Genomic DNA, 17,492 nt, shown 5'->3' on the forward strand with positions numbered 1-17,492 from the left:
AACTGCAATCGATAATATGTGGGTGCTGTGCCAAACACCGTACACCCTGTCTGCTCCATTACGATTCACTGATTTTCTGGATGGGTGCAAACTTCGCAAACAGTTTACGTTCGCCAATCGGATCGGCAAACCGCACCATTAACTCGAGCTGCTCGCCTTCGCCCTGTTTGGATATAATGACGCCCCGCCCCCATTTGCGATGTTCCACCACATCGCCGGGGTTGTATGGCACCGTGAGATCGGCACCAAAGGACTGCGGAACCACGACACGGGAGCCAAGACGCGCTGGTTCGCCGTCTCGATTGAGCCTCCGCGATGCGTCGTCCTTTCCAGACGCAGGCTCCGCGGCGCGGTACGTAGACAACCCGTCGTGATCGATATCCGTCGAAGGCATTTCACGTAAAAAGCGGGACGCCGTGAAAAAGCGGCGCTCGCCAAAAATCATGCGATTGCTGCAGGTCGTAAGGAACAATTGCTCCTTCGCCCGCGTGACGCCAACATAGCACAAACGTCGCTCTTCCTCCATCTCCTCCGGGGAATCAAGCGCTCTTTTGTGCGGAAATACACCTTCCTCCATGCCGACGAGAAAAACCACCGGAAACTCTAAGCCCTTCGCGGCATGCAGGGTCATCATGATGACTTCGTTTGCGGATTCACTCAGGTCCGGCTTGCCACCTGCCAAATCCGTATCCGAAACGAGCGCGACTTCCGTTAGAAACTGCTCAAGTGCACCGGTTTCTCCGTCCCTGACACCATTCTCATCGAACTCGCGCGTCAGCGACAGGAACTCGTCCAGGTTCTCCAGTCGGCTCTGTGCTTCCAACGTCTTTTCCGCAGCCAAGGCATCGCGATAACCCGATCTTTCAAGCAACTGCTCTGCCAAGTCGGTCAGCGGCAGAAATGCACGCTGCTGTTGCAAAAGGAGGACGAGATCGACAAATTGAGCCAACGCCGTCGCCGCCTTGCGTGCGATACCCGCTTGGCCAGCGTGCTCTGCCGCCCGAAAGAGCGATGTGCCGTGTTCACGTGCATAGGTTTCGAGCCGTTCTAAAGATGTATCGCCGATTCCCCGCTTTGGCACGTTGACCACGCGCAAAAACGAAACGTCGTCGTCTGGATTGGCGACCAACCGAAGATACGCAAGGACATCCTTGATTTCCTTGCGTTCGTAGAACCGCACGCCGCCATAAATCCGATACGGAATGCCCCTCTGCAGAAACACTTCTTCGATCACGCGCGATTGAGCATTTGTCCGATACAAGACGCTGAAGTCCGCATAAGTGCGTCCGTTCTGCGCAAGTCGTTCGATCTGATCTGCGACGTATTGAGCCTCAGCCCGTTCGTCCGCGGCGTGATACAGGCGCGCTTTTTCGCCTTCACCCGCGCTTGTCCACAAGTTTTTCGAGCGCCGCAACTGGTTGTTTTGAATCACCTGGTTGGCAATGCGCAGAATCCGTCCCGTAGAACGATAATTTTGTTCAAGGCGAATGACCGTCGCATTCGGGTAGTCCCGCTCGAAATCGAGAATATTGCGGATGTCCGCACCTCGCCATCCGTAAATGGATTGATCCGAATCGCCGACTACACACAGATTCTTGCGTTTCTCTGCAAGCATCTTGACCAGCACATACTGTGCATGGTTCGTATCTTGGTACTCGTCGACGTGGATGTGTGTAAAGCGGTTTTGGTAGTAGTTCAGCACATCCGGGACGGATCGAAAAAGCTCTACGGTTTTCAGCAACAGATCATCGAAATCGAGCGACTGATTCTCTCTGAGTCTACGTTCATACTCTTGATAAACCTGACCGATCAGCTTTTCATAGGGCGATCCGGCTTGGTCCACAACCCGCGTGGCGGATCGCAATTCATTTTTATGTTGGCTGATTTGGTGAAGCACCGCCCGTGGATCATACTTTTTCACATCGATATTCATGTCGTGCATCACGCGGCGGACGACGGAAAGCTGATCCGCCGCATCAAGCACTGTAAAGGCAGTCGAGTAGCCGAGATGTTGTATGTCTCTGCGCAAAATACGAGCACACAACGCATGGAATGTCGACGTCCAAATGTCACTCGCTACTGCCCCCACCAGCTGCTCGATCCGCTCGCGCATCTCGCGGGCAGCCTTGTTTGTGAACGTAATGGCGAGAATAGCCCAAGGCGGCACCCGTCGTTCGGCAATTAAATAGGCAATTCGCCGCGTCAATACGCTTGTTTTACCACTGCCAGCACCCGCCAGAATCAACAGCGGGCCGTCTGTGGTTTGCACCGCCCGTTTTTGTTCATCGTTTAAACCGTGCACAATCGAGTTTGTATCCAGCTCCGTCCGTGCCACGTACGCATCACCTTTCGCGCGCCGCTGCGCTATACTACACACGAGTATAACAGTTTCGTCCACCCAAGGCGATCATTTGTTCGCCTCATTCCGTCGGTTTTCGAACACGCCGTTGGACAAATCCGTATGAATTAAATGTGTTGACTCTGAAATGGCCATCTGCTATATTACTACTTGTCCGTTTTTGAAGGACGTAAATAAGCGTGGATGCGACGGAATGTAGCTCAGGTGGTAGAGCGCACGGTTCGGGACCGTGAGGTCGCAGGTTCGAGTCCTGTCATTCCGACCAAACCCTGATACAACTGGCTTTCGTGGATTTTTGAAGGAATAAAACAGTGGTCACCCTGACCACTGTTTTATTCTCAACGTTTATTCCTAACGACCACTTCCTTTCTGTAGTTAAAACAAAGAAAGGAAGTGGATTTTTTATGTTGTTCAAGTATCTGTGAAAGACTTGTGGGGTGACAAAGAGCACAATTTCACAGATAGAGCGGAGGAAGGTACCAAGAGATTGCAGAGGATATCTAAAAAACAGTCGCTGTAAGCGACTGTTCCGTTTTAAACTGCACACAGTTGTGATAAAAACGTAGGGGCATTCCTACGCAGTCTACCTCGAACTTCAATCCGTAACTTGCTCTTTTCATCAGCGTTAGGATTGAACTCTTTAACCACTGCACTGAAATCGCTCTTGGTCCTGATGACCTCATTCATAAACCAACTGTAATAAGCAGGAACATAGCCTAATTTCCGATTTCCCAAACTGAGAATTACTACAGCATTACCATCCCTCGGATTATCCCGTTCCGACTTTAAGTTAACAGTCTGCCCGTTGCTCAATTGTCCGACAACGGCATCACCGTCGTAATAGCGCCATCCCGCTACGTAAAACTCAATTGCGAATTCCCCGAAATGGGTTTCAACAGGTTTAACAAACTCATAGGTATCAGTGGCCACCCGTCCACCAGTAGCATTCAATAAATCCATTGGTGTGTAGTCGCCAGGTAACCCTAGTTCAGACAAAATAGTCTTGAAATCTGACCTCCTAGGGTCAGGTAAACGTCTGGCAAATGCCGCAAAAAGATTTGGTGCTTGGTAGACCTTATTTAGATCGGGAAAAGACAGATGAGGTTGATACCCGTCCATCAGGGCATCCTGAACAGAGCGCTGCCCTTGCGTCCTATAAGTAAAATAATATCCGGATGCATCATGAACCAAGGTACCTACATGATACCGTTGCCTGGAAAACGGATTTTGCCAAATCAGCCAAAGCTCAGATTGGTTTTTCAGCATTTTATCCCACATTTCTTCTCCAGTTTAAAATCCAGTTCTTCCGTTTGTTTATGAGATGATGCACAAAGTCCTTCTTGATAGGACTCATGTAGGCATCGGGCACTTCGTTCAGGATCGCAATTAAAGCACTGTCTGTTAAGGATTCCAAGCACTCTAAATTCTTGAAGACTACATTCGGATATTTCATTTGTATGTGGGTCAAAAGTTCAAGGTACTTAGGCTTCTTTCGATCCGGCAACCCAATCAACGATTTACCTCGGCGAATGAATCCCAAGAACCGCTCTTCATCCCTTAACATGTCAGGGATGTCTTCATCTTTTACAAGATGGCCTAAGGAACACCCATTATCGTACAACGGTGCAAGTTTAAACGTGTCTCGAGACCGGATAATACCCCAATTGTCGCAATGTCGATCTTGATTCCCGATAAAAGCATCGAATACAGGAATCGCCATGAAATCCTTATCCAATCCGTATTCTTGCAAAACCTCAACAATTACACTAATGTTGTAATCGTTGAGACTGTATCGGTCGAAGGCCGTATACATTCTGCTGATAAGGTCCCCACCTTCGAAGAACTCATCTCCAGGCTTAATGAAGTTGAGTGAGAGCGAACCAACTGAATCCCCGGATATGGCCAAAGAAGTCTCGGGCGTTTTCAAGCCGATTGCACGTCCAATTTTTGAAGCAATCTGTTCGGCCCAGGCCTCACCCGTATTTTCACGAGGAAGTTTGAACAACCATTGAGTTCCATCATCAGGATTCACTACCCAACGTTTAGGTCTCGTACCCGGCGCTTGCCGGTCTTCATCGATGACCCAACCCGCTATATCTAGGATTTGCATCAACATTCTCCGTGCCAAAAACCATGTCGGAATTGCCACCTAATACTCAAATTATACCCCAAAAAATCTTACAAGGAACCAAACCGCAAAACACGTTGCACACATGTGATATTCTGGTTATTTAATTCGATGAATGAAACCTCGTATGTTCAAAGAACCTTGAACACCTGAGGATAGATGTTAAGTTGACTATAAAAACCACATGACCCAATTATGATAAATAGTACCTTACGATCACTTCTCAGACGTAATAGGATCCTGTGGTCAAGTTCAAAAATCCCTTTACGTATCAGGCTCCATATTATTGTTCAAACGCAATTGGGTAACACTGTACATATGATAAAAACATTTTTTACAAGGCTTATTCGCGCCGTGATCAAACACAATATCGGCTCATTGGCTGCCATCATCGCTTTCTTCGGGTTCTCTTCACTCATGCCGGTGTGTGCCTTGCTGATATTCATTGCTTCGCTGTTTGTCCCAAATACCACAGTTGCCCGGTTCATCGAAGGTGTTTTGCAGTCGTACATACCGCCCATACCCACGGGGGCAACATTTGCAGCGACAACCATTCACCATCTCACCATGTATCGCGCAGACATTCGGGTCATTGGGATCATCGGATTATTATGGGGTGCCATTGGTGGATTCGTAACCCTTCAACAGGTGCTTGATACAATTTACGAAGTGAAGACACGCCGCTCCTTTTGGATTCAGTACGTCGTTGGTTTTGTCATGATGGGGATTTTGCTTGTGCTCACCGTCGCTTCATCACTCATAACGTGGATATCGCCAATCTTCCTGGTCACCATCACGCACCTGACGAACGCATCAGCAACACATGGATTACATCATCTTGGGCAGATCGTGTTTCCCATTGTCCTGTTCATCACGTGTTACTGTTGTTACCGGATCCTACCTTCCCGTAGACTGAGCAATGTACCCTTGGTCGTGGGCGCGCTGATTGCGACTGTTTTTATCTACCTGAGCCGCTTTGGCTATGTGATTTATACCCACCATTTAGGTTCCTATTCCATTCTGTACGGAGCCTTTACGTTCGTCATGTTGCTTACATTCTGGATTTACATTGTCTGTATCATCCTACTGATAGGCGCGGAGGTTGCAGTGACAGTACACGAACTGATGAGGGAGCCGGGTAACCAGAAAACGAGAGAACTTCATCGCTCGCCGGCCTGATACATGCCTGTTTTCACCTTAAAAGCGGATCGTTTTGTCCCAGACTGGCATTGCCTGGCTACGCCGTTGCCGAATATGTTTCCAGGCAGCGCGCACCAATAATACAATCCATATCTGAGCATACGTAAAATACATCAGCGTTGCCATCAGTACGTTAGGCAAACTCAGCAATCCATCAAGTGCCTCTGCGCTAATTAATTGAACAATGTAAAAAAGGAGTGACTCAAACCACATCACGAGCAAAGGAATATCCGAATGTGTATGCACAAGACCTAATTCGCCTAATACAAACCAAAGATCTGAAACGAGCAAGAAGAAGACAAACACGATATACACAGACAGTTGTTGCAACGTGTGAGCAACGACTCGGCCCCTTCGCCACTCAGGAAGACGAACCATCTTTTCAATCAAGTATATGTTCCCTTGCATCCATCGTGTTCGCTGTCGAAACCAGACACGAAACGTTTCAGGCTCCTGCTCCCAAGTACGAGATTGCGGCACTACGGGCAAAAGTCCGCCAGCTGCAGTCAACTTCATGGTCAAATCCGCATCCTCCGCCAATGCATAGGGATCCCAGGCCCCTGCGCTACGTAACGCCTCCTTTGAAACAATCATATTCGTTCCCGTAAGTGAGCCTATTTTCATTGCCGACCAGCGTCCTGACTGCATGAGAAGCTGGAACACGGAAAACTCAATGGCAATCATTCGCGTTAGCCAATTTTTTTCTGCGTTAATGGTCTTCACATAGCCGACAGCGCCGACAGCTCCAACGGTCGACAAGCTGGCCTCGACTAAGAGCCGTAAAGCGTCGGGTTCAGGCTGATTATCCGCATCGTATACAGCTATCCAATCGCCCTTCGCGAGCGTCAGGCCATGGTTTAGCACACGCGCCTTACCTTTTGGGTAGCCTTCAGGTACTGACACGTGCTGAACGCATCGATACGTACGGGCAAATTCATCGATAATCTCCCCACTATTATCCGTAGAACCGTCGTTCAAGACCAGAATTTCCAATTCCCCCGGGTATTCTAAGCGCACCATCGCCTCAAGCGTTCGTGCGATGACCTTGCCCTCGTTGTGCGCGGGAATCAATATCGATACGGCTGGGTAACTGTTCAGTGTTGGGTGTGGCGACTGCCGAGTACGAAAGGCGACGCCAAGCACATCAAGACCCGCATAATACATCAAGAGCAACCAAAAGAGCCCCGAAATGCAAAGAAGGAGCGCGCTCATGCCAAGTACTCCTGCAGTCCTATGGATTCGACGGTCGCTCCCACTGGCAGCGGTATGCGTTCCACGTCGACCCAATCTCTAAACGAAGGGATGATATACGATCCCATCCGCGCCGCTATGCGCTCCAATACCGTGTCAACACCTTCTCCTTCTGTTCGTTGCAACAACATATAAATACAATTGTCAATGACACCGACAAGATCGAATCGTTCACGCACGGATTGCACTGCCGCACTCGCCAACGAGTGAAAAAGGGCATTTTTGCTATGCTTGGCACGTACGCAAAGGATAAGCAGGTAGCCAGTCTCCTCTCGGCGTGCCATGTTCCTCAGCGCCGCGTCCACCTGATACACAAACTCGTGCGCGGTCAATAGACCATCTTGTGATACCGTCTTTTCCAAGGAATTTACTTTGGAATGTAAATGGAGTAGTTGCTCAGCCATTCCTTTCAGGAAGGAAACACAAAGCCATACAGACACACTCAACATGACATAGAGAAGGTGTAAGGCAATCCATCGCCACTCCCCTCCCATCGCGAGACCTCTTCGCCATGCATAAACTGTAACACCGGAACCTGTGATAAATATCTGTGCCGCCAACCACACGAACGAAGCTACATTGCCCATAAATAGATAGACAAACGCCGAGGCGACCACGACAGCGACCAAACACTCCCAGATGGCTTGCGGCAGCATTCCGGATAATGTCCATGTGATTGGGATGCAGAGAACAGCCAGAGAGATGGTCATGGCCAATTTCGCTTTGGGCAACGGGAGTCCTCCTCATGATAACGAAATCCATTGTGCACGATTATATAATCAACAATCGATTCTCAGCAAGATAATAGAAGAGAATTGAGCCTATGAACTGCATCTTCCTGCCCCCTCAACCGCGTCCATCCTCACTCACGGCAGGTTTCAGTGGCAACTCGACCACAAAAGTTGCCCCTTGACCCGGCTCGCTTTCACACCAAATTTCGCCGTGATGAACTTCCACCAGTGACTTGCAAATCGCCAATCCAAGACCGGCACCACCGTTCGCGCGCGATCTGGCGGAGTCCACCCGATAGAACCGTTCAAACAGGCGAACTTGATGTTCCTTTGCTACGCCAACACCATTGTCTGCGACACACAATTGCGCCTTGCCCGGCACATTCTTCACAACGAGCGCAATACGACCGTTCGCAGGCGATGTATGTTGGGCTGCGTTTTGCACGAGATTCATGATTACTTGTCTCAACGCCGCCGCATTTCCACGGACCATTACTGCGCTTACGGGCACCTCAAGCCGCAGATCCCGGCCTTGCACAATCATCTCTAAGATAGGCTTCATGTCAACAACCAAGCGAGCAATGTCAACGTCGCCGAATGGCAATTGGCGATACGCATCACCTTCGGTTTGATCTACCTGGGCTAGTTCCAACAATTGCTGAACCAATGAAGATAATCGCCGTGTTTCGCCGTGCATCTGCCGCAAAGCATCCTGTAATTCAGTTGTCGTAAACTCTCCTCCGCGCAGCAAAACTTCAATGTACCCGCCGATGGCGGTCAATGGTGTACGCAATTCATGCGATGCGTCGGCCACAAATTGTCGCATCTGCTCTTTAGCTTCACGTTCCGCTTGAAACGCCGTCGCAATTCTATCGAGCATTGCGTTGAATGACGTAGCGAGTGACTTGACTTCTGCTTGCATGCCTTTGGCAAGTGGAACGCGCTCTTCAAGGTTGCCAATGTTAAAGCGATGAGCGTGATCGACCACTCGGCGCAAGGGAACGAGCGTACGCCTAACCAAGGGAATGTAGAGTATCGATCCAACTGCCAGCGCAGCAAATGCAATCACGCCATACAGGCGCAACTGCCGCCAGACCATGGTGTTGAGCGTCGCGGTCGGCACTGAAATTTGCACAAGGCCGGTAGGGTTATCCGGTCTACCAATGATCGATGTGACAACTAGCTCCTGACCTACGTTTGTCGCAACAAGGCGGTACGAGGCCAACCCTACGCCAAATGTCAACATGGCCTCATAATCTTGGCGCGGCAACACGGGTACGCGAGCGGACGCAAGAATAGGGTGAACGTTTCCTGTCATATCGACATACGCGATGGTGCCACCAGGTTCAAGAAACGGCATGGGCTGCATGTGTATGGCTGGACCGGCGGTGGAGGACGCCGCTTGTGTGGCCAACCACATCCACACTTGTCCTGGCGTCGACATGATGTCCTGATGTAGTGATCGCGCTGTCTGCTGGTACAAGAATTGACGCATGAACACGGCCTGCACGCCGCCGATGATCGCCATGACGCCGCTTAACAGCAGCAGTGAGGCCATGACAAGTTGCAAACTCAGTGGCTTTTCGCGCACTCGTACTCCAAGCTCATGCAGCCGTGTTTTGGCATGTCTCCACAACATCATCGTTCAATATCCACCCGGTATCCCTGCCCCCGCAGCGTACGAATCAGCGTTCTTTCCGTATCGCAGAGCTTATCCCTAAGCACACTGATGTAAACTTCGACAATATTATCCTGGCCGCCAAAGTCGTAGCCCCACACTGCGTCCAAAATTTGCGCTTTGCTTAAAACAATACCGTTGTTGCGTACCAGATAGTGCAGAAGTTCATACTCTGTCGTCGATAGCCGCAACAATTCGTCGCGATACCAGATTTCCTTGCGAGCGTCGTCGATGACAAAGGGACCAATCTGGCGGCGCAACAGAAGTTGTGGAAACTGATTGCGTACGCGAGCGTGAATGCGAGCGAGCAGTTCCTGAAAACTGAACGGTTTTACCAAATAATCGTCGGCACCACCCATTAAACCTTTGACGCGGTCATCGATCGCGTCGCGCGCCGTGAGCAGAATGACGGCGACATCGCCCAACCGCTTCAGCATGCCACACACTTCAAAGCCGTCCGGTCCTGGCATCATCACATCGAGAATCACGACATGGGGCAACTGTTGACGAGCGAGATTGATCGCATGAATACCATCTTGGGCGATACGCACATCATACCCTTCGCGTTTGAGACCCAGTTCAAGAAACTTAACGATGCTTATCTCATCATCGACGACAAGGAGCCGAATCTGGGCCGGATTGTATAGTGTTTGCGTCGTTGTCACGCCATACCCACCACTTTCCTCCTGCAAAATTGATCAACATCGTGATCGCCGTCACGCAAAGTTTATCAGCCATCATCGGCATGGCACTGTGCCGCAGCCAGAGCAGCGCGCATATGGAGACGACAAGGGAGATGGCATTTACCAGTGCAAAGCGGCCAACCTGGCACAAATCCATGCCTTTCCGCTCGAATGTAAACCGACGATTCCAAAGAAAACTATTGCAAAATCCACACAGATACGAAATCACTTGTGCCCACCAGGGTGCCCAGTGCATCCCATGTTCCAGTATCCAAAAAACTCCTGAATCGACCGCGGTATTCAGCACGCCACCCAAGCTAAAAGCTAGAACCTGGCGGGCAATCTTCTGTACCTTGCTTCCCGCAAAATGGATGCCCACCATGCGTCGATTCGTCCCCTTTCCGCTGCCTGAGACGAGTAACCCTACTCAGTATGTCTTTGTTCGTTGAAAGACATCTGAACAAAAGCTGAAAGTAGGCTAAAAACAGTAGCAGGAGGCGCGGAAACTTCCTGTTGCTTCTATTGGACCGGGTGACTATGCTTGAACTATTGACGCTATAATCCTTCCACATCTTCGCCCGCTTTATGGAACTTGCATGCCAACGCATAGAACACTCGGATAGATAAGGAGACCGCCATGGTATTTGACGCACTCAAATTGGTAAAGCCTCTGCTAGAAGGCGACGAGGCAGCCGCATGGGGAGTCATTCAAACGTACGTGCAGGGCGGTGCAAACCTTGCCTATATCTACGACGTTTTGCTGTGCAAGGCGATGCGGCACATCGGCGAACTTTGGGAGGCAAATTTGATTTCTGTGGCTGATGAGCACCTGGCGTCGTCTGTCTGCGATGCACTACTCAAGCGGTGCCAACCGAGCAGAGTGGTCCCCCCGACACAAGGTAAGGCTATGTTATTTTGTATTGAAGGTGAGCAACACGATCTCGGCATCAAAATGGTAGCGTCGTGTTTTGAGGAATGCGGATTTGAAACGCGCCTGTATGGCAAAGACCTTCCTCTTGAATACGCCTTGCTGGCAGCCTTGCGTTGGCACCCAGACATCATTGGCATGTCTGTCTCGATAGTCTATCATCTACCGAAGCTGAAGACGTATGTGCAAGAACTGGGCTCCCTCGCCCATCATCCGACGCTCTTAATTGGCGGCAGATTGACACAGATGTATGATTTGCGCCCGTATGTTGGCGACAGCGCATTGATCATCAACGACATCTTACACTTGCAAGAGTGGCTGGCGCTGCGCGCCCAGTCCAAAGCCCACGCACAATAGGAGTCTGAACACGCAATGCACGCCTTGGAACATCTACCTGTGCCTGGATTCATCGTCTTCGAAAACTATGACGTGATCCAAATGTCCGACACGGCAAAAGCGACCTTCGGCAAAAAAGTAGCAAATATCCTTGACGTGATCGATCACGGCAGTCGCACAAAGTTATCCCGCTTTTTGTGCCCATCGATGTCGGGAATTAAAGTCGAGTTAAACTTCTGCATGCCGCAAGGCATTGGCCTGTTCGATGTGTATCACCGTTGGCGCACGACAGAGGATGGAGATACGATTGGCTTTGTCGCCTGCGTACCGCGGCAATCCGATTTGGAAGAGGTCTTACACTCGGTGGCGCGACTGGAACAGCATCGTGTCAGCGGGGAGTCTATTCAAACTACCCAGGAATCACAAGAAGAGATCTGGAGCCACATTAACCAATCTATCCATACTATCGAAGAACTGATGGGAATCTTGCATAGCGACCTGATTGAAATCGGCAAAGGCATCTATGCCGAACTGATTCTGAAGGAACTGGATAGCCTGCGCACATTAATTCAAGAACACGCACAAGTGGCATTGTGATGGGGCATGAAAATCGCCGATCGCGAGCGCCCGTTTACCGGGCGTCCGCAGTCGGCGATTTGTGCAATGGCAAGCGGATTTCTGCCGTCGTACCCTGTCCCGGGGCACTGCGATAGCGGATCGTTCCGCCGTGCTGTTCCACAATTTTGAAGCTCACCATAAGGCCAAGGCCTGTCCCTTTGTCTTTTGTCGTGTAGAACGGCTCGCCGAGTCGCGCCAGCTTCTCCTCAGGAATGCCTACCCCTTGATCCTGCACGGTCAACAGCACGTCTTCGTCAGCAGTCAACGCCAAGTTCACGGATACGACGCCGCCATTTGGCATCGCCTCAATGGCATTTTTCACGAGGTTGATAAACACCTGCTTCAGCTGGTTTTCGACGCACTCAATCGTCAACTCTTCCGTCGCCGTTTCAAACACAATCTCCACCTGATTAAGCAAGGCCTGAGTCTCTAACAGCATCACGACATCTCGAATCACGTCGACCAAGTTGGCCGGTTTGAAATGTAACGCCTGCGGTTTGGACAGCACAAGCAACTCGTTAATAATCGACTCGATCCGCTCTAATTCCTGATGCATAATTTCCAAATATGACTCGCTGTGCGAACCCGTGCGAATCAACTTCGTAAAGCCCTTTAACGCCGTCAGTGGGTTGCGAATTTCATGCGCAATGCCCGCCGCCAACTCTCCGACAGCGGACAACATTTCCGACTTGCGGAGAAGTTCTTCCGTTTCCTTGATTTCCGTAATATCCTCCGCAACCTTCAAGTAATGAATCGTGTCACCCTGATCGCTCAAAATGGGAACGAGCGACAGCGACTCCCAATATGTCGTACCGTCCTTGCGCAGGGTTGGCAACTCGCCTGCCCAGCGACTCCCGCCGACCACCGAGTTCCAGACGGACGCATAACTTGTCTCACCACTGCCCCATACATGCAGTGACGCGATATCCTTGCCAACCATCTCGTCGTGTGTAAAGCCCGTGCACTCACAGAACTTAGGATTCACGTATTCGATCGCGCCGGATGGGTCGGTAATGACGACGATGCTCGGACTTTGCTCAATGGCATAGGACAACTTGCGCAGCTCTTCGTTCATCTTCTTCATGCTTGTGATATCGACGAATGTCAGCACTGTGCCCTTAATGGGTTGCTCAGCCGTGCGGTACGGCAAAATCCGGACACTGTACCAATGCCCTGTCTTGCTTTCGATCTCGCGTTCAATCGGTATACTGGTGGCCAATACCTTTTCCGCATCCTGAATCATTTCATCGTACTTGAGATGATGCGAGATATGCGAGATGGGCCGCCCAATATCGACTTCAAGCAAGTTGATTTCTTTTGTAATTGCTGGCGTAAACCGCCTGACCTTCATCTCGCGATCCAGAAACAACGTTCCAATTTGCGTACTTGCGAGGAAGTTGTCCATGTCATTGTTCAATTCCGTCAACTGCTGAATGTTGAGCTGGTATTCCGCGTTGATCGTCAGTAGCTCTTCGTTGACGGAATGTAATTCTTCGTTCGTACTCTGTAACTCTTCGTTGGCAGCAACAATTTCCTCATTGGTTGCCTGCAGTTCTTCGTTCGATGTCTCTAACTCCTCGACCGTGACTTGCAACTTTTCTTGATACATCTGCAGTTCCCGTTCCAGTTCAATCACGTGCTGGTTGACGCTTGTCACCATATCGCCATACGTGGACACCGATTGCGGCCTACGTTCCACCTCTTTAAAGAGAACCAAGACATGGTTGCGAAAACGGTCCACGTTGTGGGAAAGCGGGCGAACCACCAAAGTGACGCGCACATCGTTGCCATCTTTCATATGCACGTCATCGTAAACGACTTCCAGGCTGCCCTTTCGGATCTTACTGATAGCCGTCACGATAGCCACCGAAATCGATGAGTCGAACATCTTGTGAACGTTGTTACTGGGTCTACCACTGGCAAGAGCTAGATACTTGTTGACATTTCCGTGTAACGACACGACGTCCTGTTTGTCGTCGATCACGACACAAGCAGGCATGTGCTCCTCGACAAAAATGCGGTACAGTTCGTCCGTGTGCGATGACCCGCCCACCCGTGTTTGCTGCTTTACGGCTTCCGCGCGCGGAGCTAAATCGACGTGTGCTGACGCCACTTTGATACCCGTCGGCAAGGATGGCGCCTGCTGATACAATGCCAGCGCACCGCTCGCATCTGCGTGCTGAAAGATGTTCCACTTCGTATTCACGGGCACAAACAGATTGGCCAACCGGCCAATGCTTTCACTGGGCCCCAGAAACAAAAATCCATGAGAATGCAGCGCGAAATGAAACAGTGACAATATCCGATGCTGCACGTCCGATTGTAAATAGATCAACATGTTGCGACACGTAATCAAATCGGTATTGATGAACGGCGGGTCTTTCGTGATGTTATGCGGCGCAAAGATAATCATTTTGCGAATCTCGGGCTTGACCTGGTAACCTGCATCGACGCGCGTGAAAAACGCTTGTAGTCGCGTCCGATTCACGACCTTTTCGATCTCGACGGGATACACGCCGTCCCCCGCAAAGGCGATTGCATCCCTATCTAAATCGGTCGCAAAGATTTTCACGTTATACTTCGTTCCGGTTGCCGCCATATATTCTTGCATCAAGATGGCGATGGAATAGGCCTCTTCACCCGTCGAGCAACCAGCCACCCAAACACGCACTTCCCGCTCGCGTGCCCGGTTTGCAAAGATCTGGGGTAACACTTGCTCATATATAATTTGAAACGCCTTCGGATCGCGAAAAAAACTCGTCACACCAATGAGCAAGTCTTTGTGCAAATCCTGCACCGACTCCGGGTGCGTCTGCAATAGCTCGAGATACTGCTCAACGTCCGGGATGTTCTCGATACCCATCCTTCGTTTTAAACGCCTAATGACGCCATCGCGCTTGTACACCTGGTAGTCGATGCCTGTATTTTGAAAAAGCAAATCCAGTAACCGCTGATATTTTTGTGAATCCATCTCATCGTCATGATCCTCGCCGGATACATGCTCATGCGATCGCGTGGTCCCGACCATCAGTTCACCGCGTGCGAGACTATTTAATTGAGCGGCCAACTGGTCTGGCGGTAGTACCGCATCGACGACGCCTGAGGCCAACGCACTGCGCGGCATACCGTCAAATTTCGCCGATTCGTCCTGAACAAAGACCTTGCCGCCGTTGCGCTTGATGGTGACAATACCGCGCGAACCGTCGCTACCAGTGCCGGAGAGCACCACACCCACTGCCCGCTCCCGAATATCCTGCCCAAGCGAATGAAAACAGCCGTCGATAGGAAGATGCAATTCTCCCTTGATCGCTGTGTGGTCGTGCACAACGAGACGCCCATTTTCAATAAAAAGATTCTTACGCGGTGGATTTAAGTAGACGACGTTGGGTTCGATGGGCATATCGTGTTCGGCTTGCACAATGCGCATCGACGTGTGCGTGCCAAGCAACTCCGCCATAAAGCTTCGATAGTTAGGTGATAAGTGTTGAATGACGACGAATGCCATCCCTGTATCCGGTGCAAGATGTTCAAACAAAGCCGTGAGCGCTTCCAGCCCGCCGGCAGATGCACCAATCCCTACGATGTAGGACGGTCGCAGTTCGGATGAAGTCATGCGTCTCACCCCTTGTCTGCAGAACGGCATTGCGACCGCAATCTTTCCACGGCGGCCGTTAAAGCTTTCGCAAAAAACGCCCGCCTTTCCGCCGTCAACTCTGTCCTTTCAGAAACGGTTTCCACCATCTTGCACAGGTTGTCCATCAAATGCTCCACGGACATTCCATGCGCTTCTAATATCCCGTTCAGCCAAACTGCATAATCCGTGAATATGTCCATGTTCTCAAGCTGAAACGCAGTCTCGAGATGGCGCACGTGATGAACGTTATCCTCGCGACACTTGATCCTGCCCACTTCACCGTATCGCTCGTACCACTCGGGATGCTCCCGATACAAATTTGCCACCACGTCATCGATCCACGCTGCACAAATTTGCTCAATCACTCCGCCACCACCTGATACTTCCGGACTGTCGGTCGCACGGATTTTAATTCGGCGTCCGGATAACGCTTCTCGAGTTCGTGCACGCGGCGAAAATCGTCGCTTCGCGCCCACGCCAAATACGACTCTTTGTCTTGCCAGGTCAATTGCACGGTCAGCTCTTCGGGGCGATGTTCGTTTTGCAACAATTGAAATGAAAGAAAACCTGGCCACTTGTCGACGCGTCTCGTGCGGTGGCGATAGATAGCAATGACTTCGTCCACCTTCTCCAAAGGCACGACAATGGTTGAATGCACGATATACATATTCACTCTCATTCCTCTGGCCTTACTGCATGAGCATCATTATGAAATATGAAACGTCTGTTGTCACCTTTTGTCTGGACGCTCATACCCGTTGTCCCACACAAAAAAGGCCCATGCCAACTCGCATGGGCCTGAAAGACTGACGAAATGACAGAAATCAGCCATGAATCTGGTCGATTTGCGCTTTGCTCAACGCGCTGATACTGGGTGGTAACGGCAAAAAGTTGACAGGCGTCATGTACTTCGCCTGCTGGCCGCCACGAGGGCTGATCGCCCACTGCAAGAAATCCTTTAGCATGGTCGCCGTATCGGTGTCCGGCTGCTTGCGGTTGACGATGACATACTCGAAATTAATGAGCGGATACGAATCGCTTCCCGGCTCGTAGATGAGCGAGATCGCCTCGTCCTGCGGAACGTGTTGGGCTCCAACCTTTGCTGCCGCCTGAATCGTTGCAGGTGTCGGCAACACAAACTTGCCTGCGCGGTTTTGCATAGCCGCTTCACCCATGGTCGGGCTCGTTGCCAACGCCTGTTTCAGATAACTAATGCCCACATAGGAGAGGGAGTACGGCGTTTTGGCCAAGGCGTCGACGATCCCGCTGTTGCCTTTCGCGCCGATCTGCCCTTGCACCGCTGGCCATGACACACTCGTGCCATACCCCACGTTTGCCGACCACCAATGATTTGTATCGCTTAGCAAGGTTGTAAAGAGAAATGTATCGCCACTCCCGTCTGAGCGACGCACGGTCACAATGGGCTTATTGGGCAACGGAAGCCCCCGATTCAATGCCGCAATACGCGCGTCATTCCACTTCATAATTTTCCCCTCATAAATCAAAGCAAGCACGTTGCCCGACAGTTTCAAGTGCTGAGATGGCTTCAAGCCAGGCAAATTGTACATAATGGTTTGGGCGGAAATTGCCATTGGAATGTTCTCAACGCCCGGGGCAGAGGCGACCTCTGAAGGAGCAAGGTATGCATCGGAAGCACCGATGTTCACCGTGCCCGCGATGGCATCCGAAATGCCAGTACCACTACCGGTTGCGGCGGCGCTTATCGATACGTTTGGCGCGACGGCCTTGTATGCAGGAATCCATTCTTGTTGGAAGAGTGGATACATGAGAGAAGACCCTGTCTCCGTCAACGATTGATTTGCGAAGACAGGAGCCGCAGTGCCACTCAAAAGGATACCTGCCGTTACCATGCCAACGGTCCACATCTGTTTCGTCGTGCGCATCTGTATGACCCTCCTGAAATGTGTTTTGCAGTAACGCTTGAC

At 50.8% G+C, this 17,492-nt stretch carries 15 protein-coding genes and 1 tRNA gene; 4 read left to right on the forward strand and 12 right to left on the reverse strand.

What is annotated here, in order from left to right; genetic code table 11:
- Positions 1-58 precede the first annotated feature (58 nt).
- Positions 59-2,335 carry a DNA helicase PcrA gene (gene pcrA / locus QMF38_RS06530; RefSeq protein WP_281758962.1) on the reverse strand — a complete coding sequence of 759 codons (2,277 nt, stop codon included), beginning with the start codon at positions 2,333-2,335 and terminating at the stop codon, positions 59-61.
- Positions 2,336-2,548: 213 nt separating this feature from the next.
- Here pcrA and QMF38_RS06535 point away from each other — a divergent pair.
- A tRNA-Pro gene (locus QMF38_RS06535) sits at positions 2,549-2,624 on the forward strand.
- A gap of 269 nt (positions 2,625-2,893) precedes the next feature.
- On the opposite strand, the gene QMF38_RS06540 is transcribed toward QMF38_RS06535, so the two are convergent.
- Together QMF38_RS06540 and QMF38_RS06545 are read right to left on the reverse strand one after the other, a co-directional pair.
- Positions 2,894-3,625, reverse strand: coding sequence for an HIRAN domain-containing protein (locus QMF38_RS06540; RefSeq protein ID WP_281758963.1), 732 nt, complete (start codon positions 3,623-3,625; stop codon positions 2,894-2,896).
- A gap of 1 nt (position 3,626) precedes the next feature.
- Positions 3,627-4,508 (reverse strand): HipA domain-containing protein, encoded by an 882-nt coding sequence (locus tag QMF38_RS06545; protein WP_281758964.1) that lies wholly within the window; start codon positions 4,506-4,508, stop codon positions 3,627-3,629.
- Positions 4,509-4,805: 297 nt separating this feature from the next.
- Here QMF38_RS06545 and QMF38_RS06550 point away from each other — a divergent pair, with 297 nt between their 5' ends.
- Positions 4,806-5,666, forward strand: coding sequence for a YihY/virulence factor BrkB family protein (locus QMF38_RS06550; RefSeq protein ID WP_157057277.1), 861 nt, complete (start codon positions 4,806-4,808; stop codon positions 5,664-5,666).
- 18 nt (positions 5,667-5,684) lie between these two features.
- Here the strand turns inward: QMF38_RS06550 and QMF38_RS06555 are convergent, their stop codons facing one another.
- From QMF38_RS06555 to QMF38_RS14810, 5 genes are all read right to left on the reverse strand, one after another.
- Positions 5,685-6,899, reverse strand: a complete 1,215-nt coding sequence (locus QMF38_RS06555; protein ID WP_058095450.1) for a glycosyltransferase family 2 protein — start codon at positions 6,897-6,899, stop codon at positions 5,685-5,687.
- Positions 6,896-7,669: a hypothetical protein gene (locus QMF38_RS06560; RefSeq protein ID WP_058095449.1), complete on the reverse strand. Its 774-nt coding sequence runs from the start codon at positions 7,667-7,669 to the stop codon at positions 6,896-6,898. Before QMF38_RS06560 ends, QMF38_RS06555 begins: the two co-directional genes overlap by 4 nt.
- A gap of 115 nt (positions 7,670-7,784) precedes the next feature.
- Positions 7,785-9,311, reverse strand: a complete 1,527-nt coding sequence (locus QMF38_RS06565; RefSeq protein WP_058095448.1) for a sensor histidine kinase — start codon at positions 9,309-9,311, stop codon at positions 7,785-7,787.
- Positions 9,308-10,012, reverse strand: a complete 705-nt coding sequence (locus tag QMF38_RS06570) for a response regulator transcription factor (protein WP_198146692.1) — start codon at positions 10,010-10,012, stop codon at positions 9,308-9,310. Before QMF38_RS06570 ends, QMF38_RS06565 begins: the two co-directional genes overlap by 4 nt.
- On the reverse strand, positions 9,954-10,412 hold the full coding sequence (locus QMF38_RS14810) for a GtrA family protein (RefSeq protein ID WP_058095447.1): 459 nt from the start codon (positions 10,410-10,412) through the stop codon (positions 9,954-9,956). Before QMF38_RS14810 ends, QMF38_RS06570 begins: the two co-directional genes overlap by 59 nt.
- A 255-nt stretch (positions 10,413-10,667) precedes the next feature.
- Between QMF38_RS14810 and QMF38_RS06575 the strand changes: the two genes are divergently transcribed.
- Together QMF38_RS06575 and QMF38_RS06580 are read left to right on the forward strand one after the other, a co-directional pair.
- On the forward strand, positions 10,668-11,315 hold the full coding sequence (locus tag QMF38_RS06575) for a cobalamin B12-binding domain-containing protein (protein WP_058095446.1): 648 nt from the start codon (positions 10,668-10,670) through the stop codon (positions 11,313-11,315).
- 15 nt (positions 11,316-11,330) lie between these two features.
- Positions 11,331-11,891: a hypothetical protein gene (locus QMF38_RS06580; RefSeq protein WP_058095445.1), complete on the forward strand. Its 561-nt coding sequence runs from the start codon at positions 11,331-11,333 to the stop codon at positions 11,889-11,891.
- A 34-nt stretch (positions 11,892-11,925) separates the two neighbouring features.
- Here the strand turns inward: QMF38_RS06580 and QMF38_RS06585 are convergent, their stop codons facing one another.
- The 4 genes from QMF38_RS06585 to pstS all read right to left on the reverse strand — a co-directional run bounded on the left by QMF38_RS06585 (position 11,926) and on the right by pstS (position 17,450).
- Positions 11,926-15,525: a chemotaxis protein CheB gene (locus QMF38_RS06585; RefSeq protein WP_058095444.1), complete on the reverse strand. Its 3,600-nt coding sequence runs from the start codon at positions 15,523-15,525 to the stop codon at positions 11,926-11,928.
- A gap of 5 nt (positions 15,526-15,530) precedes the next feature.
- On the reverse strand, positions 15,531-15,911 hold the full coding sequence (locus QMF38_RS06590; RefSeq protein WP_157057276.1) for a hypothetical protein: 381 nt from the start codon (positions 15,909-15,911) through the stop codon (positions 15,531-15,533).
- Entirely contained in the window at positions 15,908-16,213 is a 306-nt protein-coding gene (locus QMF38_RS06595) for an antibiotic biosynthesis monooxygenase family protein (RefSeq protein ID WP_058095443.1), read from the reverse strand. The genes QMF38_RS06590 and QMF38_RS06595 overlap by 4 nt, the downstream gene beginning before the upstream one ends.
- Positions 16,214-16,370: 157 nt before the next feature.
- A complete protein-coding gene (gene pstS, locus QMF38_RS06600) occupies positions 16,371-17,450 on the reverse strand; it encodes a phosphate ABC transporter substrate-binding protein PstS (protein WP_058095442.1) in 1,080 nt (359 codons plus the stop codon).
- Positions 17,451-17,492 lie beyond the last annotated feature (42 nt).

This window comes from Alicyclobacillus hesperidum subsp. aegles (assembly GCF_027923525.1).
Taxonomy (GTDB): domain Bacteria; phylum Bacillota; class Bacilli; order Alicyclobacillales; family Alicyclobacillaceae; genus Alicyclobacillus; species Alicyclobacillus aegles.